General features: G+C 70.8%; 24 protein-coding genes. 11 read left to right on the top strand and 13 right to left on the bottom strand.

What is annotated here, in order from left to right:
- The first annotated feature begins 18 nt into the window (after positions 1-18).
- Entirely contained in the window at positions 19-1,233 is a 1,215-nt protein-coding gene (gene serB, locus AC07F0_RS15810; protein ID WP_478979068.1) for a phosphoserine phosphatase SerB, read from the top strand.
- Positions 1,234-1,302: 69 nt separating this feature from the next.
- Here serB and AC07F0_RS15805 read toward each other — a convergent pair whose 3' ends face one another.
- The 4 genes from AC07F0_RS15805 to AC07F0_RS15790 all read right to left on the bottom strand — a co-directional run bounded on the left by AC07F0_RS15805 (position 1,303) and on the right by AC07F0_RS15790 (position 3,914).
- Positions 1,303-1,821, bottom strand: a complete 519-nt coding sequence (locus AC07F0_RS15805; RefSeq protein WP_356923301.1) for a SixA phosphatase family protein — start codon at positions 1,819-1,821, stop codon at positions 1,303-1,305.
- 65 nt (positions 1,822-1,886) lie between these two features.
- Positions 1,887-2,093, bottom strand: coding sequence for a hypothetical protein (locus tag AC07F0_RS15800; RefSeq protein ID WP_436731684.1), 207 nt, complete (start codon positions 2,091-2,093; stop codon positions 1,887-1,889).
- A 166-nt stretch (positions 2,094-2,259) separates the two neighbouring features.
- Positions 2,260-2,376 (bottom strand): SGM_5486 family transporter-associated protein, encoded by a 117-nt coding sequence (locus AC07F0_RS15795; RefSeq protein WP_086012488.1) that lies wholly within the window; start codon positions 2,374-2,376, stop codon positions 2,260-2,262.
- Between the two features lie 68 nt (positions 2,377-2,444).
- On the bottom strand, positions 2,445-3,914 hold the full coding sequence (locus tag AC07F0_RS15790; protein ID WP_478979065.1) for an MFS transporter: 1,470 nt from the start codon (positions 3,912-3,914) through the stop codon (positions 2,445-2,447).
- 79 nt (positions 3,915-3,993) lie between these two features.
- Here AC07F0_RS15790 and AC07F0_RS15785 point away from each other — a divergent pair, with 79 nt between their 5' ends.
- Entirely contained in the window at positions 3,994-4,686 is a 693-nt protein-coding gene (locus AC07F0_RS15785) for a FadR/GntR family transcriptional regulator (RefSeq protein ID WP_436726716.1), read from the top strand.
- On the opposite strand, the gene AC07F0_RS15780 is transcribed toward AC07F0_RS15785, so the two are convergent.
- The 3 genes from AC07F0_RS15780 to fabG form a co-directional block, all read right to left on the bottom strand.
- Positions 4,664-5,014, bottom strand: coding sequence for a hypothetical protein (locus AC07F0_RS15780; RefSeq protein WP_478979063.1), 351 nt, complete (start codon positions 5,012-5,014; stop codon positions 4,664-4,666). The genes AC07F0_RS15785 and AC07F0_RS15780 overlap by 23 nt on opposite strands.
- A gap of 197 nt (positions 5,015-5,211) precedes the next feature.
- The gene (gene fabI / locus AC07F0_RS15775; protein WP_010037733.1) at positions 5,212-5,979 is read right to left on the bottom strand and encodes an enoyl-ACP reductase FabI; all 768 of its coding nucleotides are present in this window, start codon (positions 5,977-5,979) and stop codon (positions 5,212-5,214) included.
- Positions 5,980-5,984: 5 nt separating this feature from the next.
- A complete protein-coding gene (fabG, locus tag AC07F0_RS15770; protein ID WP_392046017.1) occupies positions 5,985-6,689 on the bottom strand; it encodes a 3-oxoacyl-[acyl-carrier-protein] reductase in 705 nt (234 codons plus the stop codon).
- Between the two features lie 272 nt (positions 6,690-6,961).
- Between fabG and AC07F0_RS15765 the strand changes: the two genes are divergently transcribed.
- Genes AC07F0_RS15765 through tyrS form a run of 3 tightly spaced genes read left to right on the top strand, consistent with a single transcriptional unit; the run spans position 6,962 to position 11,201 of the window.
- A complete protein-coding gene (locus AC07F0_RS15765) occupies positions 6,962-8,485 on the top strand; it encodes a TldD/PmbA family protein (RefSeq protein WP_478979060.1) in 1,524 nt (507 codons plus the stop codon).
- On the top strand, positions 8,482-9,876 hold the full coding sequence (locus tag AC07F0_RS15760; protein ID WP_478979058.1) for a metallopeptidase TldD-related protein: 1,395 nt from the start codon (positions 8,482-8,484) through the stop codon (positions 9,874-9,876). The genes AC07F0_RS15765 and AC07F0_RS15760 overlap by 4 nt, the downstream gene beginning before the upstream one ends.
- Before the next feature lie 56 nt (positions 9,877-9,932).
- On the top strand, positions 9,933-11,201 hold the full coding sequence (gene tyrS, locus AC07F0_RS15755; protein WP_478979055.1) for a tyrosine--tRNA ligase: 1,269 nt from the start codon (positions 9,933-9,935) through the stop codon (positions 11,199-11,201).
- A 77-nt stretch (positions 11,202-11,278) separates the two neighbouring features.
- On the opposite strand, the gene AC07F0_RS15750 is transcribed toward tyrS, so the two are convergent.
- On the bottom strand, positions 11,279-11,554 hold the full coding sequence (locus tag AC07F0_RS15750; RefSeq protein WP_150480061.1) for a GlsB/YeaQ/YmgE family stress response membrane protein: 276 nt from the start codon (positions 11,552-11,554) through the stop codon (positions 11,279-11,281).
- A 244-nt stretch (positions 11,555-11,798) separates the two neighbouring features.
- On the opposite strand from AC07F0_RS15750, the gene AC07F0_RS15745 reads away from it, so the two are divergent.
- Both AC07F0_RS15745 and AC07F0_RS15740 read left to right on the top strand, forming a co-directional pair.
- Positions 11,799-12,194, top strand: coding sequence for a DUF3099 domain-containing protein (locus tag AC07F0_RS15745; RefSeq protein WP_478979052.1), 396 nt, complete (start codon positions 11,799-11,801; stop codon positions 12,192-12,194).
- Between the two features lie 216 nt (positions 12,195-12,410).
- Entirely contained in the window at positions 12,411-12,629 is a 219-nt protein-coding gene (locus tag AC07F0_RS15740) for a hypothetical protein (protein ID WP_478979050.1), read from the top strand.
- Here AC07F0_RS15740 and moaA read toward each other — a convergent pair.
- The 3 genes from moaA to AC07F0_RS15725 form a co-directional block, all read right to left on the bottom strand.
- The gene (gene moaA / locus AC07F0_RS15735) at positions 12,626-13,615 is read right to left on the bottom strand and encodes a GTP 3',8-cyclase MoaA (protein WP_436726723.1); all 990 of its coding nucleotides are present in this window, start codon (positions 13,613-13,615) and stop codon (positions 12,626-12,628) included. The genes AC07F0_RS15740 and moaA overlap by 4 nt on opposite strands.
- A 170-nt stretch (positions 13,616-13,785) precedes the next feature.
- The gene (locus AC07F0_RS15730) at positions 13,786-15,411 is read right to left on the bottom strand and encodes a solute symporter family protein (protein ID WP_436726724.1); all 1,626 of its coding nucleotides are present in this window, start codon (positions 15,409-15,411) and stop codon (positions 13,786-13,788) included.
- Positions 15,408-15,764, bottom strand: a complete 357-nt coding sequence (locus tag AC07F0_RS15725) for a DUF485 domain-containing protein (RefSeq protein ID WP_436726725.1) — start codon at positions 15,762-15,764, stop codon at positions 15,408-15,410. Before AC07F0_RS15725 ends, AC07F0_RS15730 begins: the two co-directional genes overlap by 4 nt.
- A gap of 256 nt (positions 15,765-16,020) precedes the next feature.
- Here AC07F0_RS15725 and AC07F0_RS15720 point away from each other — a divergent pair, with 256 nt between their 5' ends.
- The 4 genes from AC07F0_RS15720 to AC07F0_RS15705 all read left to right on the top strand — a co-directional run bounded on the left by AC07F0_RS15720 (position 16,021) and on the right by AC07F0_RS15705 (position 20,765).
- Entirely contained in the window at positions 16,021-17,550 is a 1,530-nt protein-coding gene (locus AC07F0_RS15720; protein ID WP_478979047.1) for a S8 family peptidase, read from the top strand.
- 59 nt (positions 17,551-17,609) lie between these two features.
- Positions 17,610-19,130, top strand: coding sequence for a S8 family peptidase (locus tag AC07F0_RS15715; protein ID WP_478979044.1), 1,521 nt, complete (start codon positions 17,610-17,612; stop codon positions 19,128-19,130).
- 77 nt (positions 19,131-19,207) lie between these two features.
- Entirely contained in the window at positions 19,208-19,738 is a 531-nt protein-coding gene (locus tag AC07F0_RS15710; RefSeq protein ID WP_478979041.1) for a hypothetical protein, read from the top strand.
- Between the two features lie 52 nt (positions 19,739-19,790).
- Entirely contained in the window at positions 19,791-20,765 is a 975-nt protein-coding gene (locus tag AC07F0_RS15705; RefSeq protein ID WP_478979038.1) for a CopD family protein, read from the top strand.
- A 23-nt stretch (positions 20,766-20,788) separates the two neighbouring features.
- On the opposite strand, the gene AC07F0_RS15700 is transcribed toward AC07F0_RS15705, so the two are convergent.
- Positions 20,789-21,469 carry a lysoplasmalogenase gene (locus tag AC07F0_RS15700; protein ID WP_478979035.1) on the bottom strand — a complete coding sequence of 227 codons (681 nt, stop codon included), beginning with the start codon at positions 21,467-21,469 and terminating at the stop codon, positions 20,789-20,791.
- The gene (locus AC07F0_RS15695; protein WP_478979032.1) at positions 21,466-22,350 is read right to left on the bottom strand and encodes a sterol desaturase family protein; all 885 of its coding nucleotides are present in this window, start codon (positions 22,348-22,350) and stop codon (positions 21,466-21,468) included. Before AC07F0_RS15695 ends, AC07F0_RS15700 begins: the two co-directional genes overlap by 4 nt.
- Between the last annotated feature and the right edge of the window lie 69 nt (positions 22,351-22,419).

The raw sequence follows: 22,419 nt of genomic DNA, 5'->3' as shown, positions 1-22,419 counted from the left end.
GGATACGGTGGAACCACCATGAGCGCTTCGCAGACCTCGTCCTCCGACGTTCCCACCCTCCTTGTCAAGATCTTCGGCAAGGACAGTCCGGGCATCACCGCCGGCCTCTTCGACACCCTCGCCGCCTACTCCGTCGACGTCGTCGACATCGAGCAGGTCGTCACCCGGGGCCGAATGGTGCTGTGCGCGCTCGTGACCGAGCCCCCCAAGGGGCTCGAGGGCGACCTGCGGGCGACCGTCCACAGCTGGGCCGAGTCGATGAAGATGCAGGCGGAGATCATCTCCGGCCTCGGCGACAACCGCCCGCGCGGGCTGGGCCGCTCCCTGGTGACCGTGCTCGGGCATCCGCTCACCGCGGAGGCGACGGCGGCGGTCGCCGCGCGGATCACCAAGACCGGCGGCAACATCGACCGTATCTTCCGGCTCGCCAAGTACCCCGTCACCGCCGTCGAGTTCGCGGTGTCCGGCGTGGAGACCGAGCCGCTGCGCACCGCCCTGGCGCCCGACGCGGCGAAGCTCGGCATCGACGTGGCGGTCGTCGCCGCCGGTCTGTACCGGCGCGCGCAGCGTCTGGTCGTGATGGACGTCGACTCGACGCTCATCCAGGACGAGGTCATCGAGCTGTTCGCCGCGCACGCCGGCTGCGAGGACCAGGTCGCCGAGGTGACGGCGGCCGCGATGCGCGGCGAACTGGACTTCGAGCAGTCCCTGCACGCGCGCGTGGCGCTGCTGGAGGGGCTGGACGCCTCGGTCGTGGACAAGGTGCGCAGCGAGGTGCGGCTGACGCCGGGCGCCCGCACCCTGATCCGTACGCTGAAGCGGCTCGGCTACCAAGTCGGCGTCGTCTCCGGCGGTTTCACCCAGGTCACCGACGATCTGAAGGAGCGGCTCGGGCTGGACTTCGCCCACGCCAACACGCTGGAGATCGTCGACGGGAAGCTGACGGGCAAGGTCACGGGCGAGATCGTCGACCGTGCCGGCAAGGCCCGGCTGCTGCGCCGGTTCGCCGCCGAGGCGGGTGTACCGCTGTCGCAGACCGTGGCGATCGGTGACGGTGCCAACGACCTGGACATGCTGAACGCGGCCGGTCTGGGCGTCGCCTTCAACGCCAAGCCGGTGGTGCGCCAGGCCGCGCACACCGCGGTGAACTTCCCCTTCCTGGACACCGTGCTGTACCTGCTGGGCATCACGCGCGAAGAGGTCGAGGCGGCGGACACCCTCGACACGGTCTGAGCCGGCCAGGCAGGCCCGGCACCGTACCGGTGCCGGGCCCCGGTCACCCGGAGTCGGTCGGGGAGTCGGTCACTCGGTCGGCGCCCAGTAGTCCTGCAGCGTGGCCGCGCCCGGCTCCAGGCTCTTCCACGAGCCGGTGAAGGACAGGAGCGCGAAGGCGGCGGCCGGGAACCCGCGGCGGCTCATGCGGTCGCGGGCGTCGCCCTCGGCCGTGCCCGCCAGGATGTCGGCGAGGCCCTGGATGGCCGGGTTGTGGCCGATCACGAGGATGTTCTGCGCGTCGTCGGGGGTCTCGTTGAGCAGGGCGATCAGTTCGCCCGGCGAGGCCTCGTAGATCCGCTCTTCGTAGACGGTTTTCGGCCGCTGCGGGAACTCCTGGACTGCGAGCTTCCAGGTCTCCCGGGTCCGGACCGCGGTGGAGCACAGGGCCAGGTCGAAGGCGATGCCGGTGTCGGCCAGCCTGCGCCCGGCCTCCGCCGCTTCTTTTCGGCCCCGGTCAGCGAGCGGACGCTCGTGATCGCTCACCTGTGGCCAGTCGGCTTTCGCATGGCGGAAGAGGACAATCCTGCGGGGTTCTGCGACGCTCATAAGATCCAGCTTCGCATGAAACAGGCCACGGGGCGCAGGGAGTTGACCACCGGTTTCTGGCGTGCTCAGCGGGCTGTCAGTTGCCGGAGCCACGCGAAGAGGTGGGTGATCAGGGGGTCACCGGTGGCCGCCTGGGCATCGGACGGGTTGAGGATCAGCACGAGCAGCGTGACGAAGGCGAGCGTGGGCAGGGCGAGGGCCCACCAGGGCAGCCGGCTGTCGACGCCGGCCCGGGTCGCCGGACGGGGCCGGGTGTGCGTAGGAGCCGACATGGGTGCCTCCGCTCTTCGAATGGTCCGTGGCCCGCGTCTCGCGGTCACACGTCGAAGCTACGGAATCCGAGGCGGCCAACCCATCCGGTGATCCACCCACTTGACCCTGACCCGCACCCCCTAGGGGACAGGGGGGCTAACCCCACCATGGGCGGGGCGGGCCCGGTCATGGCGAGGCGATGGTCGCGATGACGCCGATGATGATGAAGATCGCGAAGAAGGCGCCGAACACGAGCAGCATCTTCTTCTGACCGTGCTGGGGATTCGGGTCGAGCACTGGCATGGGGCAAGTCTCGCACCCACCCCGGGCGCCTGACGCCCGGGGGTGTCCCCCGAGCCCCCAGGGAGGGCTCAGCGGCCCGCCTCGTCCTCCACCGTGCGGTCCCGGCCCGCCAGGAAGCCGACCGCCATCTGCGGGATCATCAGGGCGCTCATGAGCGCGATCGGCAGGCCCCAGCCGCCGCTGTGCTGGTAGAGGACGCCCACCAGGAGCGGCCCCGGGATGGAGATCAGATAGCCGGTGCTCTGCGCGAACGCCGACAGCTGGGCCACGCCCGGGCCGGTCCTGGCCCGCATGCCGACCATGGTGAGGGCGAGTGGGAAGGCACAGTTGGCGACGCCGAGCAGCAGCGCCCAGGCCCAGGCGCCGGCGGCCGGCGCGAGGTACAGCCCGGCGTAACCGGCCAGGCCGCAGACGCCCAGGGCGAGCACGATCGGGCCCTGGTGCGGCAGCCGTGTGGCCAGGCGCGGTATGACGAAGGCCAGGGGCACGCCCATCACCATGGTGACCGCGAGCAGCAGCCCCGCGGTGCCCGCGGGCACGCCGGCGTCCCGGAAGATCTGCGCCATCCAGCCCATGGTGATGTAGGCGGCGGTCGCCTGGAGCCCGAAGAAGACGGCCAGGGCCCAGGCAGTGCGGCTCCGGGTGATCCGCAGCCGCGGCGTCTCCCCGGCGGCGGACCCGGCGGGAGCCGAGCCCGGCGTCTCCCGGTCCCGCGCCGACCGGTCGCCGTCGGGCTCCGGGCCTACGGCCCGCTCCCCGGGCCGTGTCCCCGAGCCCCCGGCCCGCTCCGGCCCGGTCTCCGCGCCCCGGCCCCGCTCCCCCGGCCCGGGCGCGACTCCGCCCCGCTCCCCCGGCCCGGACACCGCCGTGCTGGCCCCACGCCCCCGAACGAACGGCAGCCACGGCAGCACAGCCGCCACGGCCAGCCCCGCCCACAGGGCGAGGCCCGACTGCCAGCTGCCGCCCAGGGCGTCGGTCAGGGGCACCGTGACCGCGGCCGCGAGGGCTGTGCCCAGGGCGAGCGCCATGGAGTACAGGCCGGTCATGGAGCCCACGCGGTCTGGGAACCAGTGCTTGACGATGACCGGCATCAGGACGTTGCTGACCGCGATGCCCATGAGGGCGAGAGCGCTGGCGGCCAGGAAGCCGGCCGTGCCGCCGGCGTACGGCCGGACCGCCAGGCCGGTGGCGATGGCGGCCATGCCGGCGCACACCACGGCGCCGGCGCCGAAGCGGCGGGCGAGCCGCGGGGCCATGACGCCGAAGACGGCGAAGCACAGCGGCGGCACGGAGGTGAGCAGCCCGGCCACGCTGCCGCTCATGCCGAGTCCGTCGCGGACCTCCTCCAGGAGGGCGCCGAGGCTGGTGATGGCGGGGCGGAGGTTCAGCGCGGACAGCACGATGCCGAGGACGAGCAGCCGCGTCGTCCACGCGCGCGTGGCGGAGCCGCCGGGTTCCCGGGCATCGTGCGCGGCCGAGCCGCGTACGGTCGGGGGCGTCATCGTCCGGGTTTCCTCACTAGCCATGCGGCCCATCATAGAATCATAGGATGATTGACTGTCCACTCCGCTCCCTGCCGGGCCGCGCTCCGGCGCCCCGGCCGTGCCAAGGTGTGCCATGCCCCTGAGCCATCCCCGACGTTCGGCCCTCTCCGAGCAGGTCATCGCCGCCCTCCGGGCCCAGATCACCTCCGGCGAGTGGCCGGTCGGCTCCCGCATCCCGACCGAACCCGAGCTCGTCGAGCAGCTGGGTGTCGCCCGCAACACGGTCCGCGAGGCCGTCCGCGCCCTGTCGCACAACGGCCTGCTGGACATCCGCCAGGGCTCCGGCACGTATGTCGTGGCGACGAGCGAGCTGGCGGGGGTGATGCAGCGGCGGTTCGCCGGTGCCGACCCCCGGCACATCGCCGAGCTGCGCTCCACGCTCGAGTCGGCGGCCGCCCGGCTGGCCGCCGAGCGGCGCACGGAGAAGGACCTCAAGCAGCTCGACGCGCTGCTGCTGCGGCGTGAGGAGGCCTGGGAGTCGGGTGACGCGGAGGCGTTCGTGACGGCGGACGCGACCTTCCACCTGGCCGTGGTGTCCGCCTCCCACAACGACGTGATGACGGCCATGTACGCGGACCTGGGCGAGGTCCTGCGGGACTGGCTGCGCGAGGACGTCGGCGAGGAGCTGACGCCGGAGACCTACCTGGAGCACGGGCGGCTGCTCGACGCGATCCGCGCGGGTGACGCGGCGCAGGCGGCGGCGGAGGCCGCGCGCTATCCGTTCCTGTGCCGCCTGGGCGGGATCAGCGCGCCCGCCGGTGACTGATCCACACGTCGCCGACTTCCTTCCAGCAGCGTCCCGTCAGCCGTACGGTCTGCGCGGGCCCGGCCTCCACCGGGGTGCTGTCGGTGTCGATGTCCCACCAGCGGGCGCACTCGACGTGCAGGCTCACACGGTCGGCCTCGGGGTACGGGTTGTGGCAGTACACGGTCACCTTGGAGCCGGTGACGCGGACCCGGCACGCGGCGCCGAAGGGATCGGCCGACTCGTGATCGTCGGCGGGCACGTGCGCGTGGGGCACCGCTTCGTACGCCAGGGTCAGCACGAGGGCGACGGCGAGGGACACTGAGGCCGTTCGGCGGGACAAGCGCACAAGGGGACCTCCTCGGCCGTGCTGGGGAGGGGATCGCGTGGTGAACGCGTACTCCAGGGTGCCCGGTTGTGTGCCTCCCCCGCCCGGCCGGATGAGCCGAACGGGTGACGCCCCGCTCCCCGCGCACTGCGGGGAATCGGGGCGCCTTCGGTGTACGAGAGATCAGACTCCTACGGGAGATCAGACTCCTACGGAGGTCAGGCTCCGATGGCGTGCAGACCGCCGTCCACGTGGATGATCTCGCCGGTGGTCTTCGGGAACCAGTCGCTCAGCAGCGCGACGATGCCGCGGCCGGCCGGCTCCGGGTCCTTCAGGTCCCACTCCAGCGGGGAGCGGGAGTCCCACACCGAGGCCAGCTCGCCGAAGCCCGGGATGGACTTCGCGGCCATGGAACCGATCGGGCCCGCCGAGATCAGGTTGCAGCGGATGTTCTGCTTGCCCAGGTCACGAGCCATGTAGCGGCTGGTGGCCTCCAGGGCGGCCTTGGCCGGGCCCATCCAGTCGTACTGCGGCCAGGCGTACTGCGCGTCGAAGGTCAGACCCACGACGGAGCCGCCGTTCTGCATCAGCGGCAGGCAGGCCATGGTGAGCGACTTCAGGGAGTACGCCGAGACGTGCATGGCCGTGGCGACCGACTCGAACGGCGTGTTGAGGAAGTTGCCGCCGAGGGCGTCCTGCGGGGCGAAGCCGATGGAGTGGACGACGCCGTCGAGGCCGCCGAGCTCCTCGCCGACGATGTCGGCCAGGCGGCCGAGGTGCTCGTCGTTGGTCACGTCGAGCTCGATGACCTTGGTGGGCTTGGGCAGCTTCCGGGCGATCCGCTCGGTCAGCGTGGGCCGCGGGAACGCGGTCAGGATGATCTCGGCGCCCTGCTCCTGGGCCAGCTTGGCGGCGTGGAAGGCGATGGAGGACTCCATCAGCACACCGGTGATCAGGACGCGCTTGCCCTCGAGAATTCCGCTCATGGTGATCAGTGACCCATTCCCAGTCCGCCGTCAACGGGAATGACGGCTCCAGTGATGTACGAGGCGTCGTCCGAGGCGAGGAACCGCACCGTCGCGGCGATCTCCTCCGGCTGCGCGTACCGGCCGAGCGGGACCTGCTTCACGATGCCGGCGCGCTGCTCGTCGGAGAGCACCGCGGTCATGTCGGTCTCGACGAAGCCGGGCGCGACGACGTTGAAGGTGATGTTGCGCGAGCCCAGCTCACGGGCGAGGGAGCGCGCGAAGCCGACGAGGCCGGCCTTGGAGGCGGCGTAGTTGGCCTGCCCCGCGGAGCCGAGCAGCCCGACGACCGAGGAGATCAGGACGACGCGGCCCTTCTTGGCGCGCAGCATGCCGCGGTTGGCGCGCTTGACCACACGGAAGGTTCCGGTGAGGTTGGTGTCGAGGACGGACGTGAAGTCGTCCTCGGACATGCGCATCAGGAGCTGGTCCTTGGTGACACCGGCGTTGGCGACGAGGACCTCGACCGGGCCGTGGGCCTCCTCGATCTCCTTGTAGGCCTGCTCCACCTGCTCGGCGTCGGTGATGTCGCACTTGACGGCGAGGAAGCCCGCCGGGGGCTCACCCGAGCGGTACGTGATGGCGACCTTGTCGCCGGCATCGGCGAAAGCACGGGCGATGGCGAGGCCGATGCCCCGGTTGCCTCCGGTGACGAGAACCGAGCGGCTCAACGGATCACCCTTTCGGTAGCGGTCTGATACCCCGCCCGGGCGCCTGGACGACAGGCGGCGATGACAGGCGGCTTCTCCGAAAACCTATCGGTCCGGGCACGCCCGCGGACAATCGGGCACCGACAGTGGCGTAGGGGACTCACTGTCGGGTCCCTACAGAAACCCGTGCACCCGGGTCGGGAAACTCATGGCCCGCGCGCGGGCCGAGACGACATGATCGGAACAGTCACCAAGTACGGCGACCACGCTCACCTCGACAGAAAGAGACGGCGGTGCCTCATACCATCGACGAGGCCTTCACGGCCCTCCCCCTACGCGCCCTCGCCGACGCGGCCCTCGCACGCGCGCGTGCACTGGGCGCCGAGCACGCGGACTTCCGGTTCGAGCGGGTGCGGGACGCCTCCTGGCGGTTCCGGGACGCCAAGCCCGCCGGGTCCTCGGACACCACCGACCTCGGGTACGCGGTGCGCGTCGTGCACGGCGGCACGTGGGGTTTCGCCTCGGGGGTGGACCTCACTCTGGACGCCGCCGCCAAGGTGGCCTCCCAGGCGGTGGCCATGGCGAAGCTCTCGGCGCAAGTGATCAAGGCGGCGGGGTCCGACGAGCGCGTGGAGCTGGCCGACGAGCCCGTGCACGCCGACAAGACATGGATCTCGTCGTACGAGATCGATCCGTTCACCGTGCCCGACGAGGAGAAGGCCGGGCTGATCGCGGACTGGAGCGCGCGGTTGCTGGCGGCGCGGGGGGTGGACCATGTCGACGCCTCGCTGCTCACCGTCCACGAGAACAAGTTCTACGCCGACACCGCCGGGACCGTGACCACACAGCAGCGGGTGCGGCTGCACCCGGTGTTCAACGCCGTGTCGGTGGACGAGTCGAGCGGCGAGTTCGACTCGATGCGCACCCTCGCCCCGCCCGTGGGACGCGGCTGGGAGTATCTGCGCGGCACCGGCTGGGACTGGGAGAGCGAGCTGGAGCAGATCCCGGAACTGCTCGCCGAGAAGATGCGGGCACCGAGCGTCGAGGCGGGCCTGTACGACCTGGTCGTCGACCCGTCCAACCTGTGGCTGACCATCCACGAATCCATCGGGCACGCCACCGAGCTGGACCGGGCCCTCGGCTACGAGGCCGCGTACGCGGGCACCTCCTTCGCCACCTTCGACCAGCTGAACAAGCTGCGCTACGGCTCGGAGCTGATGAACGTCACCGGCGACCGCACCGCCGAGCACGGGCTCGCCACCATCGGATACGACGACGAGGGCGTCCAGGCGCAGTCCTGGGACCTGGTGAAGGACGGCACGCTGGTCGGCTACCAGCTGGACCGGCGGATCGCGAGACTGACCGGCTTCGAGCGGTCCAACGGCTGCGCCTACGCCGACTCCCCCGGGCACGTGCCGGTGCAGCGCATGGCCAACGTCTCACTGCGGCCGGACCCGGCCGGGATGTCCACCGAGGACCTGATCGGGGGCGTGGAGCGGGGCATCTACGTCGTCGGCGACCGGTCCTGGTCGATCGACATGCAGAGGTACAACTTCCAGTTCACCGGGCAGCGCTTCTACCGGATCGAGAACGGGCGGCTCGCCGGGCAGCTGCGGGACGTGGCCTACCAGGCGACGACGACCGACTTCTGGGGCTCGATGGCCGCCGTCGGCGGGCCGCAGACCTACGTCCTGGGCGGCGCCTTCAACTGCGGAAAGGCCCAGCCGGGCCAGGTCGCGGCCGTGTCGCACGGCTGCCCTTCGGCCCTCTTCAAGGGCGTCAACATCCTCAACACGACCCAGGAGGCCGGTCGATGAGCGGGCGTATCAGCAAGCCGCACGAGATCGTCGAGCGGGCCCTCGAACTGTCCCGGGCGGACGGCTGTGTCGTCATCGCCGACGAGCGGTCCACCGCCAACCTGCGCTGGGCGGGCAACGCGCTGACCACGAACGGGGTCACGCGCGGACGCACGCTCACCGTCATCGCCACGGTCGACGGCAAGGAGGGTACGGCCTCGGGGGTCGTGTCACGGTCCGCCGTGACGGCCGACGAGCTGGAGCCCCTGGTGCGGTCCGCCGAGGCCGCCGCGCGCGGCGCCGGGCCCGCCGAGGACGCGCAGCCGCTGGTCACGGGTGTGGCACAGGCGCCGGAGTTCACGGAGGCGCCGGCCGAGACCTCCTCCGCCGTGTTCGCCGACTTCGCTCCGGCTCTCGGCGAGGCCTTCGCACGCGCGCGTGCGGGCGGCCGGGAGCTGTACGGCTTCGCCAACCACGAACTGGTGTCGACGTATGTGGGGACGTCCACGGGGCTGCGGCTGCGGCACGACCAGCCGAACGGGACGCTGGAGGTGAACGCCAAGTCGCCGGACCGGACCCGGTCCGCCTGGGCCGGTCGCTCCACGCGGGACTTCAAGGACGTCGACCCGGCGGCGCTGGACGCGGAGCTGGCCGTGCGCCTCGGGTGGGCCGAGCGGCGTGTGGAGCTGCCCGCGGGCCGGTACGAGACGCTGCTGCCTCCGACGGCCGTCGCGGACCTGCTGATCTACCAGATGTGGTCGGCGTCGGGCCGGGACGCGGTGGAGGGCCGCACGGTGTTCTCCAAGCCGGGCGGCGGTACGCGGGTCGGCGAGAAGCTGACCGACCTGCCGCTGACGCTGCGCAGCGACCCGAACGAGCCCGGTCTGGAGTCGGCGCCCTTCGTGATCGCGCACTCCTCCGGTGGCGACCAGTCGGTGTTCGACAACGGGCTGCCGCTCGGGGCCACCGAGTGGATGAGCCGGGGCGAGCTGCGGCATCTGACGACCAGCCGCCACAGCGCCGGGCTGACCGGGCTGCCTGTGGCGCCGAGCATCGACAACATCGTCCTGGACGGGGGCGAGGACCGCTCCCTGGAGGAGATGGTCGCGAACACCGAGCGCGGGCTGCTGCTGACGTGCCTGTGGTACATCCGGGAGGTCGACCCGGCGACGCTGCTGCTCACCGGTCTGACCCGGGACGGCGTCTACCTGGTCGAGAACGGCGAGGTGACCGGCGAGGTGAACAACTTCCGCTTCAACGAGTCGCCGGTCGGTGTCCTCGGCCGGGCCACGGAGGCCGGGCGGACCGAGAAGACGCTGCCCAGGGAGTGGAGCGACTGGTTCACCAGGGCCGCGATGCCCGCGCTGCGCGTTCCCGATTTCAATATGAGCTCTGTCAGTCAGGGCGTATAACCTCGTAGTCGGCTGTCACCCGACTGCCCGAAGATCATCAAGGAGACACGAGAACCGTGACGGACATCGTCGACGAGCTGAAGTGGCGCGGGCTGTTCGCCCTGTCCACTGACGAGGACGCTTTGCGCAAGGCGCTCGCGGACGGTCCCGTCACGTTCTATTGCGGCTTCGACCCGACGGCCCCGTCGCTGCACGTGGGGCACCTGGTGCAGGTGCTGACCGTGCGCCGGCTCCAGCAGGCCGGTCACCGGCCGCTGGCGCTGGTCGGCGGTGCCACGGGCCTGATCGGCGACCCGCGTCCGACCGCGGAGCGCACGCTGAACGACCCGGAGACGGTCCGCGGCTGGGTCGACAAGCTGCGTGGCCAGATCGAGCCGTTCCTCTCCTTCGAGGGTGAGAACGCCGCCGTGATGGTCAACAACCTCGACTGGACCGAGAGCCTGTCCGCGATCGAGTTCCTCCGGGACATCGGCAAGCACTTCCGCGTCAACAAGATGCTGACCAAGGACTCCGTCGCCCGGCGCCTGGAGTCCTCCGAGGGCATCAGCTACACGGAGTTCAGCTACCAGCTCCTCCAGGGCATGGACTTCCTCCAGCTGTACCGGAGGTACGGCTGCACCCTTCAGCAGGGTGGCAGCGACCAGTGGGGCAACCTCACGGCGGGCCTGGACCTGATCCACCGGCTGGAGCCGGACGCCACGGTGCACGCCATGGCGACACCGCTGATGACCAAGGCGGACGGCACCAAGTTCGGCAAGACCGAGGGCGGCGCCGTCTGGCTCGACCCGGAGATGACGACGCCGTACGCGTTCTACCAGTTCTGGCTGAACGTGGACGACCGGGACATCTCCACGTACATGCGCATCCTGTCCTTCCGCTCCCGCGAGGAGCTGGAGGAGCTGGAGAAGCAGACCGAGGAGCGTCCGCAGGCCCGTGCCGCGCAGCGTGCGCTGGCCGAGGAGCTGACGACGCTGGTGCACGGCGCCGGCCAGACGGCCGCCGTGATCGCCGCGTCCAAGGCCCTCTTCGGGCAGGGCGAGCTGGCGGAGCTCGACGAGCGGACGCTGGCCGCGGCCCTGTCGGAGGTGCCGCACATCCAGGTCGCCGAGCTCGGCCCGGTCGTCGATCTGTTCGCCGAGGTCGGCCTGGTGGCCAGCAAGTCGGCCGCGCGCCGCACGGTCAAGGAGGGCGGTGCCTACGTGAACAACGTCAAGGTCGCCGGCGAGGACGCGGTCCCCGCCAAGGAGGACCTGCTGCACGGCCGCTGGCTGGTGCTGCGCCGGGGCAAGAAGAACCTGGCGGCGGTGGAGGTCACCGGCGCCTGAGCGCGCGAGAACGCGAGCGAGGGGGCGGTCTCCGGTGCCGGAGGCCGCCCCCTCGCCATGTGCCCCGTTGTGCCCTGCTAGGCCCTTCGTCTGCTTCCCCTGGCCGCCGTCCAGGCCCGGTCGCCGAGACCGACGAGGATGACCGCCATCACCAGCTGGAAGACATGCCGCCACCAGTCGATGCCCGCTGTGGCGTCGACGCCGGCCGCCCGGGCGATGGCGTTGCCCGCGATGGCGCCGATCATGCCCAGGATGACGGTCAGCCACAGGGGGACGTGCTGCTTGCCCGGAATGATCGCCTTGGCGAGCAGACCGAGTACCAATCCCACGATGATCGCCCACAACCAGCCCATCGCTGCCTCCTCGTACGGCTCGACGTGAGCACTACGCCCAGTGTCGGCCCAGGTGCCCTGCGCCGCATGCCGGGGATGGCCGTACGTAGCACGGCGCAGGCCGTTCGCCCGGGCCGGACCGGCCCCGGTCTCGTAGCCGACGCAGGCGCGGCGTAACGTGGTAGCTGCCCTGGGCAGGGTCCCCGACCGGCCGAGGGCGGCTACGGGGCGGGGAGAGGCCTATACGGGCGGATGGTGGAATGCGATGCGGAAGCAGCATGGCGGCGGACACCCCCAGGTTTTCCGGATCACCGGCGCCCGGGCCGGACTTCAGGAGGACGTCCGCGGGCGGCAGCGCCGGTACGTGATCTCGATGACGGTCCGCACGATCTCGGTGATTCTCGCGGCCACACTGTGGAACGTCGAACGGCACGTCGCCGTCGTGGCGTTGGTGCTCGGGCTGGTGCTGCCGTACATCGCCGTGGTGATCGCGAACGCCGGGCGCGAGAACGCGCCGTCCCTGCCGTCCACGTTCGTGGTACCGCCGGTGCGGCCGATGATCGCGCCGCCGGACACGCAGGACGGCCCCGCGGAATCCGTCGCGGAAGACGCCGTGTCCGGGACGGTACCGGGGGCGCGGGCCGAGTCGCCGGAGCGGTAGGGGCCCTCGGGGGCGGGTCGCGAGCGACGTCATCTTCCCGCCAAGCTCAAGAAAAGCTCAGATCAATCATGTGGTTCCGGTGCCGGGCGCGGGGTTACCCGTGACATACTTCGTACGCGCTCCGCATCCCCCGTCGGAGCGACGGACCGACGCCGGGCAGCTCCCCCCGTGGCTGCTCGGCGTCGCCTTTTCTGTGTGCAGTGGTGAGACGAAGCTGTGAGTGACGAGACGCCCATCTGTTCCGCGAAGGGCTGCCGTGCGGCTGCCGTGTGGGTGCTGGCGTGGAACAACCCGAAGATCCATACGCCGGAGCGGCGCAAGACGTGGCTCGCGTGCGAGGAGCATCGCGAGCATCTGTCGCAGTTCCTCGGGGTGCGGGGATTCTTGAAGGACGTGGTTCTGCTGAAGGAATGGGAGTCCTCGCAGAAGCCTTAGCCACCGATCGCTGACATGGGGCGGTCCGGCTGCACGAAGGACGGGTCGTCCAGGCCCGCTCCCGCCTTCTTGCCCCACATCGCCAGGCGCCAGATGCGGGCGATCTCCTCGTCCGGGGCGTCCGAGCGGAGGGCGGCGCGCAGGTCGGTCTCCTCCTGGGCGAACAGGCACGTGCGGATCTGTCCGTCGGCGGTGAGGCGCGTGCGGTCGCAGGCCGCGCAGAAGGGGCGGGTGACGGAGGCGATCACGCCGACGACATGCGGGCCGCCGTCGACCAGCCAGCGCTCCGCCGGTGCCGAGCCGCGTGCCTCGTCGCCCTCGGGGGTCAGCTCGAAGCGCGTGCGCAGCGAGGTCAGGATGTCGCCTGCCGTGATCATGCCGTCGCGCTTCCAGCCGTGCTGGGCGTCCAGGGGCATCTGCTCGATGAAGCGCAGCTCGTAGTCGTGCTCCACGGCCCAGGCCAGCAGGTCCGGGGCCTCGTCGTCGTTGAGGCCGGGCATCAGGACCGAGTTGACCTTGACCGGGGTCAGGCCGGCGTCGCGCGCGGCGTGCAGGCCCTCGATGACGTCCTTGTGGCGGTCGCGGCGGGTGAGGGTCTTGAAGACGTCCGGGCGGAGCGTGTCGAGGGAGACGTTGACCCGGTCCAGGCCCGCCGCCTTCAGGGCCGCCGCGGTGCGCTTGAGGCCGATGCCGTTGGTCGTGAGGGACATCTGGGGGCGCGGCTCCAGGGCCGCGACGCGCTCGACGATGCCGACCAGGCCGGGGCGCAGCAGGGGCTCACCGCCGGTGAAGCGGACCTCCTCGATGCCGAGGGAGGTGACCGCGATGTCGATCAGGCGGACGATCTCGTCGTCCGTGAGGAGGTCCGGCTTGGCCAGCCACTGCAAGCCCTCCTCGGGCATGCAGTACGTACAGCGCAGATTGCACCGGTCGGTCAGCGAGACCCTCAGGTCGGTGGCCACTCGGCCGTAGGTGTCGATGAGCACGTGGGCCCCCTCCCTCGACGCGGATCGTGCCCGGAGCACTTCTTCTCCACACCTGAGAGCCTACGTGACACCACTGACATCACCACAGGCCCGATCCCACGACGCGGGACGCGGCCGCACCGCAGGGACCTGGAGGTTCCTACGACGCGGCCGCGCGAGGGGGTTCGTGCTCAGTGGGCTCCGGTGCCGGTCAGGGACCGGACCTCCAGCTCGGCGTACTTCTTGACGTCCGGTTCTTCCTTGGACAGGACCGTGCCGAGCCAGCCCATGAGGAAGCCGAACGGGATGGAGATGATGCCCGGGTTCTTCAGCGGGAACCAGGCGAAGTCGACGTCGGGGAACATCGCCTTGGGGTCGCCGGAGACCACGGGCGAGAACAGCACCAGGCCGACGGCGACGATCAGACCGCCGTAGATCGACCACAGGGCGCCCTGGGTGGTGAACCGCTTCCAGAACAGGCTGTAGAGGATCGTCGGCAGGTTGGCGGAGGCCGCGACGGCGAAGGCGAGCGCGACAAGGCCGGCCACGTTCAGGTCGCGGGCCAGGGCGCCGAGCCCGATGGAGATCACGCCGATGAAGACGGTCGCCCAGCGGGCCGCGCGCACCTCCTCGGCGCCGGAGGCCTGCCCCTTGCGGATGACGTTGGCGTAGATATCGTGCGCGAAGGACGACGACGAGGCGAGGGTCAGGCCGGCGACGACGGCGAGGATCGTCGCGAAGGCCACCGCCGAGATCGTGGCGAGCAGGATCGCGCCCCAGGTCGAGTCGACGCCGCCCAGGTGCAGGGCGAGCAGGGGTGCCGCCGTGTTGCCAGACGGGTTGGAGGCGATGATCTCCTCCTGCGAGATGAGCGCGGCGGCGCCGAAGCCGAGCGCGATCGTCATCAGGTAGAAGCCGCCGATGATGCCGATGGCCCAGTTCACGGACTTACGGGCGGCCTTGGCGTCGGGCACCGTGTAGAAGCGGATCAGGATGTGCGGCAGGCCGGCGGTGCCGAGCACCAGGGCGATGCCGAGGGAGATGAAGTCCAGCTTGGAGGTGCCGGTCGCGCCGTACTGGAGGCCGGGCTCCAGGAAGGCGGCGCCTTTGCCGCTGTTCTCGGCGGCCGTGCCGAGCAGGTCGGAGATGTTGAAGTTGAACTTGAGCAGCACCAGGAACGTAATGAGGATCGTGCCGCCGATGAGCAGCACGGCCTTGATCATCTGGACCCAGGTGGTGCCCTTCATACCGCCGATGGAGACGTAGACGATCATCAGGACGCCGACGAGGGCGACGATGAGGATCTTGCCGGCGTCGGAGGTGATGCCGAGCAGCAGCGAGACGAGGACGCCCGCGCCGGCCATCTGGGCCAGCAGGTAGAAGATCGACACGACGATGGTGGACGTGCCGGCTGCGGTGCGGACCGGGCGCTGGCGCATGCGGTACGCGAGCACGTCGCCCATGGTGTAGCGGCCGGAGTTGCGCAGCGGCTCGGCCACCAGGAGCAGGGCGACCAGCCAGGCGACGAGGAAGCCGATGGAGTAGAGGAAGCCGTCGTAGCCGAAGATGGCGATCGCGCCGGCGATGCCGAGGAACGACGCGGCCGACATGTAGTCGCCGGAGACGGCGAGGCCGTTCTGGAAGGCGCTGAACTGGCGTCCGCCCGCGTAGAAGTCGGCGGCGTCCTTGGTCTGCCGGCCCGCCCAGATGGTGATGCCGAGGGTGGCCAGGACGAACAGCGCGAACAGGGTGATGATCAGCGGGCGGTGCTCGCTGGCCTCGTTCGCGGCGAGAAGGGTCTGCTGTGCGGTGCTCATGCGCCGCCCTCCATCCGGGACTTGATGGCCTCGGCCTTGGGGTCGAGCTTCGCGGCGGCGTGCTTCGAGTACCACCAGGCGATGAGGAACGTGGTGACGAACTGGGCGACGCCGAAGACGAGGGCGACGTTGATGTTGCCGAACAGCTTGGTGCCCATGAAGCCGCCCGCGTAGTTCGACAGCAGGACGTACAGCAGGTACCAGGCGATGAAGGCGACGGTCAGCGGGAAGGCGAAGGAGCGGTAGGAGCGGCGCAGTTCACCGAACTCCGCGCTCTCCTGCACCTCGCTGAACTCCTCGGGTGAGGGGAGTTTGTGTTGCTCTTTCGAGGGGGGCGGTGCGTCGGTGGCCACGGAGAGTCTCCTCGCGATGACGGAAGCGGTTGTGAACAGGGACGGAGGCGAGTGTCCTCGCGCTCCTTGTCCAACGTCACGGCGGCACGCGAGAACCGGTTCAACCGCGCGGCGTTCTTTCCGAAGTCGTTTCGACAAAACGTTGCTGGCCAGCGAGAGCGCGGGATAGCTTCGCCCTGCACCACCTCGTCATGTACCTGCCCGAGCACCACCTGTGCCTCGGGCCGGTTTCGTTTCCGGAGGATGTGGAGACCCCATGTCTCACTTGCGTTCCAGACGCCGGCTCGCCCTCGCCGTGCCCGTCGTGCTGTCTCTGACGGCCTCGCTCGGCTTCCTGCCCGCCGCCGCGTCGGCGGCCCCGCAGGCGGAGTCGGCCACCCGGACGGCGGACGCGCCGACCCTGGCGTACGTCGTCAACACCAAGACGGACCGGCACACGATCGCGTCGGTGAAGAAGGCGATCGGAGAGGCCGGCGGCTCGGTCGTGGCCACGTACGAGCGGATCGGCGTGATCGTCGTCCACTCCTCGAACGCCGACTTCGCCAAGACCGTACGCAAGGCCCGCGGGGTCCAGTCGGCGGGTGCCACGCGTACGACGCCCCTGACGGCCGCGGGGACCAAGGAGGAGGGCGCGGTCGAGTACCTGACGGCCGCTCAGGCCAAGCGCACCGAGGCGGCCTCGGCGAAGACACCCGAGAGCGAGCCCCTCGAGGCCGACCAGTGGGACCTGCGCGCGATCGGCGCCGACAAGGCCGCGAAGATCGACCCGGGCAGCCGCAAGGTGACCGTCGCCGTGATCGACACCGGCGTGGACGACACCCACCCCGACATCGCCCCGAACTTCTCCGCGTCCCAGTCCGCCAACTGCGCGGGCGGCAAGCCCGACACCAGCGAGGGCGCCTGGCGGCCGTACACCGCCGAGGACTACCACGGCACGCATGTCGCGGGTGAGATCGCCGCCGCGCGCAACGGAATCGGCGTGGCCGGCGTCGCACCTGGTGTGAAGGTCTCCAGCATCAACGTGACCGACCGGGCGAACGGTCTCTTCTACCCGGAGAGCGTGGTGTGCGCCTTCGTGTTCGCCGCCGACCACGGCGTCGAGATCACGAACAACAGCTACTACGTCGATCCGTGGCTCTACAACTGCATGGACGACCCCGACCAGCGGGCCATCGTCGACGCGGTCAACCGGGCGCAGCTGTACGCGCAGAAGAAGGGCACGCTCAACGTCGCCGCGGCGGGCAACTCCAACCACAACCTGGACGCGGACGCGATCGTCGACGATTCCAGCCCGGACGACTCCACCCCCGTCGAGCGCACCATCGACCCGCACGAGTGCTTCGACGTGCCGAACCAGCTGCCGGGTGTCGTCACGGTCAGCTCGACGGGCGTCGACAACGTCAAGTCGTACTTCTCGACGTACGGCAAGGGCGTCGTCGACGTCGCGGCGCCGGGTGGCGACCGGCGCTACCAGATACCCGACACGCCCTCGAAGGACGGCCGCATCCTGTCCACCCTGCCCAACGGCGCGTACGGCTTCCTCCAGGGCACCTCGATGGCCTCCCCGCACGCCTCCGGCGTCGCCGCGCTGCTGAAGTCCAAGCACCCGTGGGCGTCCCCGGCCCAGCTCCAGGCCCTGCTCAAGGCACAGGCCGACCGGACGGCCTGCCCCGAGTCGTACGACCAGGACGGTGACGGCACGCAGGACGCGGTGTGCGAGGGCGGCGAGCGCGTCAACGGCTTCTACGGGTACGGCATCGTCAACGCGCTGCGCGCCGTCGAGTGACGCGCGTTTCCCGGACTTTCCGCACAACCCGCTCGTACCGCGAACGAACTGGAGACACCATGACTGCGCCGCACGCGCGCTACCGCCGCGCCGTCGCGATCCCGGCCGGGATGGCCGTGGCCACGGCCCTCGCGTTCCTGCCGAGCACCACGGCCACGGCCGCCGACGAGGCGCCCGCGCCGGTCTCGGCCGACGCGACCTCGCTCAGCTACGTCGTCAACGTCAAGCCGGGCCACGGCACTTCGGCGTACGTGAAGAAGGCCGTCGGCAAGGCCGGGGGCACGATCGTGACGTCGTACGACCAGATCGGCGTCATCGTCGTCCACTCCTCGAACCCCGACTTCGCCAAGAGCATCCGCAAGGTGCGCGGGGTGCAGTCGGCCGGTGCCACCCGTACCGCGCCCCTGCCCACGGCGGTGACGGCCGACCTGGGCACGCCGAAGGCGCTGAGCGCGGCCGAGGTCGCCAGGGCCGAGGCCCCGGCCGGCCAGGACCCGCTGGAGCCGCAGCAGTGGGACCTGCCCGCCATCAATGCGGACAAGGCGCACGAGAAGTCGCTGGGCAGCAAGAAGGTCACGGTCGCCGTGATCGACACCGGTGTCGACGACACCCACCCCGACATCGCGCCCAACTTCGACCGCAAGGCATCGGTCAACTGTGTCTCGGGCAAGCCGGACACGTCCGACGGGGCCTGGCGGCCGGGCGCCGCGGAGAGCCCGCACGGGACGCACGTGGCGGGTGAGATCGCCGCCGCGAAGAACGGCGTCGGCATGACCGGTGTCGCCCCCGGGGTGAAGGTCTCCGGCATCAAGGTGTCCAACCCGGACGGCTTCTTCTACACGGAGGCCGTGGTGTGCGGCTTCGTGTGGGCGGCCGAGCACGGGGTCGACGTGACGAACAACAGCTATTACACCGACCCCTGGTACTTCAACTGCAAGAACGACCCGGACCAGAAGGCGCTGCTGGACGCGGTCGGCCGGGCTTCGCGGTATGCGGAGAAGAAGGGCGCGGTCAACGTCGCGGCGGCCGGCAACGAGAACTACGACCTGGCCTCCGACGAGATCACCGACCCGTCGTCCCCGAACGACTCCACCCCGGGCGACCGGGTCGTCGACCCCTCCAAGTGCCTCGACATCCCGACCCAGCTGCCGGGTGTCGTCACGGTCGCGGCGACGGGCGCGAAGGGCATCAAGTCCTCCTTCTCCAACTACGGTCTGGGCGTGGCCGACATAGCCGCCCCGGGCGGCGACTCGACCGCCTACCAGAAGCCGGACGCGCCGGCCACGAGCGGCCTCATCCTGGGCACGCTGCCCGGCGGCAAGTGGGGTTACATGGCCGGTACGTCGATGGCGTCCCCGCACGTCGCGGGCGTCGCCGCCCTCATCAAGTCGACGCACCCGTACGCCTCTCCGGCCCTGGTGAAGGCCCTCCTGTACGCCGAGGCCGACGCCACGCCGTGCACGGACCCGTACGACATCGACGCCGACGGCAAGATCGACGCGGTGTGCGAGGGCTCGAAGAACCGCAACGGCTTCTACGGCTGGGGCATCGCGGACGCGCTGGACGCGGTGACCAAGTAGAGCTCGTGTGGAGGTAGTCCGGGCCGGGCGGGGGCACCCGCCCGGCCCGCTTCCTGTCTGGGGCAGGATTCCTTGTCATGGACGTGTACGAGGACCCGGCGACCTGGACGGCTCAACCGGTCCGGCCGAGATGGCAGTTGGCCCTGCGGTTCGCCGGGAGTGTGGTGTGGTTTCCGGTGGTGTGTGTGCTGTGGGCGGCGGTGGCGGCTGCGTTCCTCGTCGTCGGCATGTTCGCCGAGGTGATCACGGTGTTCAGCAACACCCTCGAACGCGGCTACCTGCGCGCCATGGACGTGATGCTGAACCGGGTCGCTCGCCTGGCCTCCTGGTGTGTGTCCTGGCCGGAGCTGCGCCATGAGGGAGATGCCGAGTACTACAAGGCGCGCGTGGACAAGGCGGTCGCGAAGCGGACCGCCCGGGCCTCGGCTCCGATCGAGCCGAACAAGCCGCGGCCGCCGGTCGAGTGCGCGATACCGCTGCGGGCCTACCGGGGCGTCGGCGGGTGGTACGTGGCCGAGGTCGCGCTCGCGCAGGGATGGGAGCTGCGGCCGACGGACGTGCGCAAGGAGGTCCGGTTGTGGTGGTCGGCCGCGTCGAAGGCCGCCTGAGTTCGTCCCCGGGGATTTGCCGAGCCATGTGAAGGCTGGTGAAGATCTCGGGGTGACTTTGACAAGACCCGTCGCCGTCCTGGTGCTGGTGGCACTGGCCGCGCTGATACCGCTGTTCGGCCCCTCCTCCGCGCTGCACGGCACCGGGGAGGCCGCCGCCCCCGGCGCCGGCGGCAGCGCCCTGCTGCGCACGGTGCTGTTCGCGGCGCTGTGCGTACCGATCGGCGAGCTGTTCGTGAACCGGCTGGCGCGTTCCGTGCCGGGCACGGAGGAAGCCGTCGGCCACCCGGTCGTGCCGCGCAGCTGGTCACCGTTCGCGGCCGCCGCCGGTTTCGTCGCCGCGTTCGGGCTCGCCTCGGTCGTGGCCACGGGCAATCTCGTCCCTGACAGCCCGTCGGACGTCGACGTCGGCGGGCTCTACGCGTCCCGGGACGGCAAGCTCGCCCTGCTGGAGGTCAACGCGTTCCTCGTGGCGGGGCTGTGTGCCGTCTCGCGCCGGCCGGCCACGCAGCTGTGGCCGCTGGGCGCCGTGGTCGTCGCCGAGGCCCTGCGCGCGCACCCCGCGACCGAGCACACCCCGCTGACCGGCTCCGGGCTGACGCTCGTCCACCTGACCTGTGCGGCACTGTGGGCGGGCGGTCTGCTGCACGCGCTGCGGACCCTGCGGCTGTGGCACGGCCGGTACGGCATGCAGGCGGGCGCGGCCCTGCTGGGTCTCTACGCGCGCATGGCGGCCGTTCTGCTCGCTGCCATCACCGCGACGGGCGTGTGGAGTTCGCTGCGCCGGATGCGGCCGGAGACGGTCCTGGAGCAGCTGACGACGACGGCGTACGGGCGGACCCTGCTCGCCAAGGTGCTCCTCGTGGCCGCCGTCGCCGCCCTCGCCCTGTGGGCCCGGCGGCGGCTGCGCCGGGCGGCCGACCCGCTGACCGCCTGTACGCCGGCGTGGGCGGAGGTCGTCGCGCTGGGCCTGGTGGTCGCCGTGTCCGGACTGCTGACGGCCCTTCCGCTCCCGATCCGCTGGTGACGCTCCCCCGCCGCCGCTGATCCTCAGGCGGCGCGCATCTCTCCGTACGTCGCGGCCGGTGCCCTGCGCGCGTTGAGTGCCCCGAGCGTGCCGCCGGCCAGCAGGGCCTGGGCGGCGACGTACGTGAGCATGATCCAGAAGTCCGGCCGGGGCGGCTGCGGCCAGTCGGCGACGCCGGTCACGATGAGCGTGTCGGACAGCAGGAAGAGCGCACCTCCGAGTCCGGTGAAGAGGCCGAGCCGGAGGGCGGCCCGGTACGCCATGGCCGTGAGCAGGAGGCTGTACCCGGCGACGGGCAGGCGCAGGTCCGCGGGCAGGTCCGGCCACAGCAACGCGAGCGTCGTGACGAGGGCGGTGGCGTAGCCCAGGGCGAGGAGGGCCGCACGCGCGCGTGGGACCGCGTACCGGCTGCCGTGCCGTGCGAAGAGGACGAGGTAGCAGACGTGCCCCGCCGCGAAGCAGCCCATGCCGGCGAGGAAGGCGGGCTCGGCGTCGGACAGCAGCAGCACGTCCCCGCCCCAGCCGGACAGCAGGGCGGCCACGAGCGGCCGGGGCGCCCGGCGCAGGACGGCCCAGAGCGCCAGGAGCGGCAACAGCAGCGGCTTGGCGAGGGCGTGCCCGGCGTCGAAGCCGGCCGCGAGACAGACGAGGTCGACGACGACGGCGAGACCGAAGGCGCCGAGGAGGAGCCGGGAGTGGCTCACGCCGACGCGTTTTCAGCGGCCGTACCGGCGGTGGACACCGGGGCCGCGGCCGGCGCGGGCCCCCACCCCGGCCCCCGGAACACGCGCCCCGCGCGCTCACGCCAGTCGCGCGCCGCCTTCAGGTCCCTCGCGATGGACACGTACTCGTGGGTCGCCACCTTCAGCGGGTTGTACGTGTCGATGTTCTTGGTCAGTCCGTACACGGGCCGCACGGTCTCGGCGACGAAGGACCCGAACAGCCGGTCCCAGACGATGAGGATGCCGCCGAAGTTGCGGTCGAGGTAACCGCCCTGGGAGGCGTGGTGAACCCGGTGGTGCGACGGGGTGTTGAAGACGAACTCGAACCAGCGGGGCATCTTGCCGATCCGCTCGGTGTGGATCCAGAACTGGTAGACGAGGTTCGCGGAGGAGCAGAACGCCAGCGCGGCCGGGTGGACTCCGGCGGCGATGAGGGGGACGTAGAACGGCCACACCGTCAGGGACGTCCAGGGCTGGCGCAGCGCGGTGGTGAGGTTGAACTTCCGGCTGGAGTGGTGGACGACATGGCAGGCCCACAGGATGCGGATGACGTGGTGGCCGCGGTGGGACCAGTAGTAGAAGAAGTCCTGCGCGAGCAGCATCAGCGGGACGGTCCACCACAGGACGGGGACGCGCAGGGGCGTGAGTTCGTAGAGGGCCGTGTAGAGGGCGACGATCGGGATCTTCCAGACGAAGTCGAAGACGATACTGCCGAGTCCCATGCCGACGCTCGTCGCGGCGTCCTTCGCCTCGTAGCCCGCCGCGTCCTCGTCGGGGTGGAGACGGCAGCTCACCATCTCGACCACGGTGAGCAGCACAAATGCGGGTATCGACCACAGCACGACATCGGGCAGGTTCGGCATGCCTGAACCGTAGGGCGGCCGTCCCGTCCCGGCCAGACGTTGTTACCGACAAGTATTACCGACGGTACG

Source organism: Streptomyces sp. NPDC045955 (assembly GCF_056430805.1).
The sequence above is the reverse complement of the archived record's forward strand: the minus strand, read 5'-3'. Positions and strand labels throughout refer to the sequence as shown.

Excerpts from the sequence above, each read along its gene's own strand:
- serB (WP_478979068.1), top strand. The coding sequence starts at position 19 with ATGAGCGCTTCGCAGACCTCGTCCTCCGACGTTCCCACCCTCCTTGTC.
- AC07F0_RS15805 (WP_356923301.1), bottom strand. The coding sequence starts at position 1,821 with ATGAGCGTCGCAGAACCCCGCAGGATTGTCCTCTTCCGCCATGCGAAA.
- AC07F0_RS15800 (WP_436731684.1), bottom strand. The coding sequence starts at position 2,093 with ATGTCGGCTCCTACGCACACCCGGCCCCGTCCGGCGACCCGGGCCGGC.
- AC07F0_RS15795 (WP_086012488.1), bottom strand. The coding sequence starts at position 2,376 with ATGCCAGTGCTCGACCCGAATCCCCAGCACGGTCAGAAGAAGATGCTG.
- AC07F0_RS15790 (WP_478979065.1), bottom strand. The coding sequence starts at position 3,914 with ATGATGGGCCGCATGGCTAGTGAGGAAACCCGGACGATGACGCCCCCG.
- AC07F0_RS15785 (WP_436726716.1), top strand. The coding sequence starts at position 3,994 with ATGCCCCTGAGCCATCCCCGACGTTCGGCCCTCTCCGAGCAGGTCATC.
- fabI (WP_010037733.1), bottom strand. The coding sequence starts at position 5,979 with ATGAGCGGAATTCTCGAGGGCAAGCGCGTCCTGATCACCGGTGTGCTG.
- AC07F0_RS15760 (WP_478979058.1), top strand. The coding sequence starts at position 8,482 with ATGAGCGGGCGTATCAGCAAGCCGCACGAGATCGTCGAGCGGGCCCTC.
- AC07F0_RS15750 (WP_150480061.1), bottom strand. The coding sequence starts at position 11,554 with ATGGGCTGGTTGTGGGCGATCATCGTGGGATTGGTACTCGGTCTGCTC.
- AC07F0_RS15745 (WP_478979052.1), top strand. The coding sequence starts at position 11,799 with ATGCGGAAGCAGCATGGCGGCGGACACCCCCAGGTTTTCCGGATCACC.
- AC07F0_RS15730 (WP_436726724.1), bottom strand. The coding sequence starts at position 15,411 with ATGAGCACCGCACAGCAGACCCTTCTCGCCGCGAACGAGGCCAGCGAG.
- AC07F0_RS15720 (WP_478979047.1), top strand. The coding sequence starts at position 16,021 with ATGTCTCACTTGCGTTCCAGACGCCGGCTCGCCCTCGCCGTGCCCGTC.
- AC07F0_RS15715 (WP_478979044.1), top strand. The coding sequence starts at position 17,610 with ATGACTGCGCCGCACGCGCGCTACCGCCGCGCCGTCGCGATCCCGGCC.
- AC07F0_RS15710 (WP_478979041.1), top strand. The coding sequence starts at position 19,208 with ATGGACGTGTACGAGGACCCGGCGACCTGGACGGCTCAACCGGTCCGG.
- AC07F0_RS15695 (WP_478979032.1), bottom strand. The coding sequence starts at position 22,350 with ATGCCGAACCTGCCCGATGTCGTGCTGTGGTCGATACCCGCATTTGTG.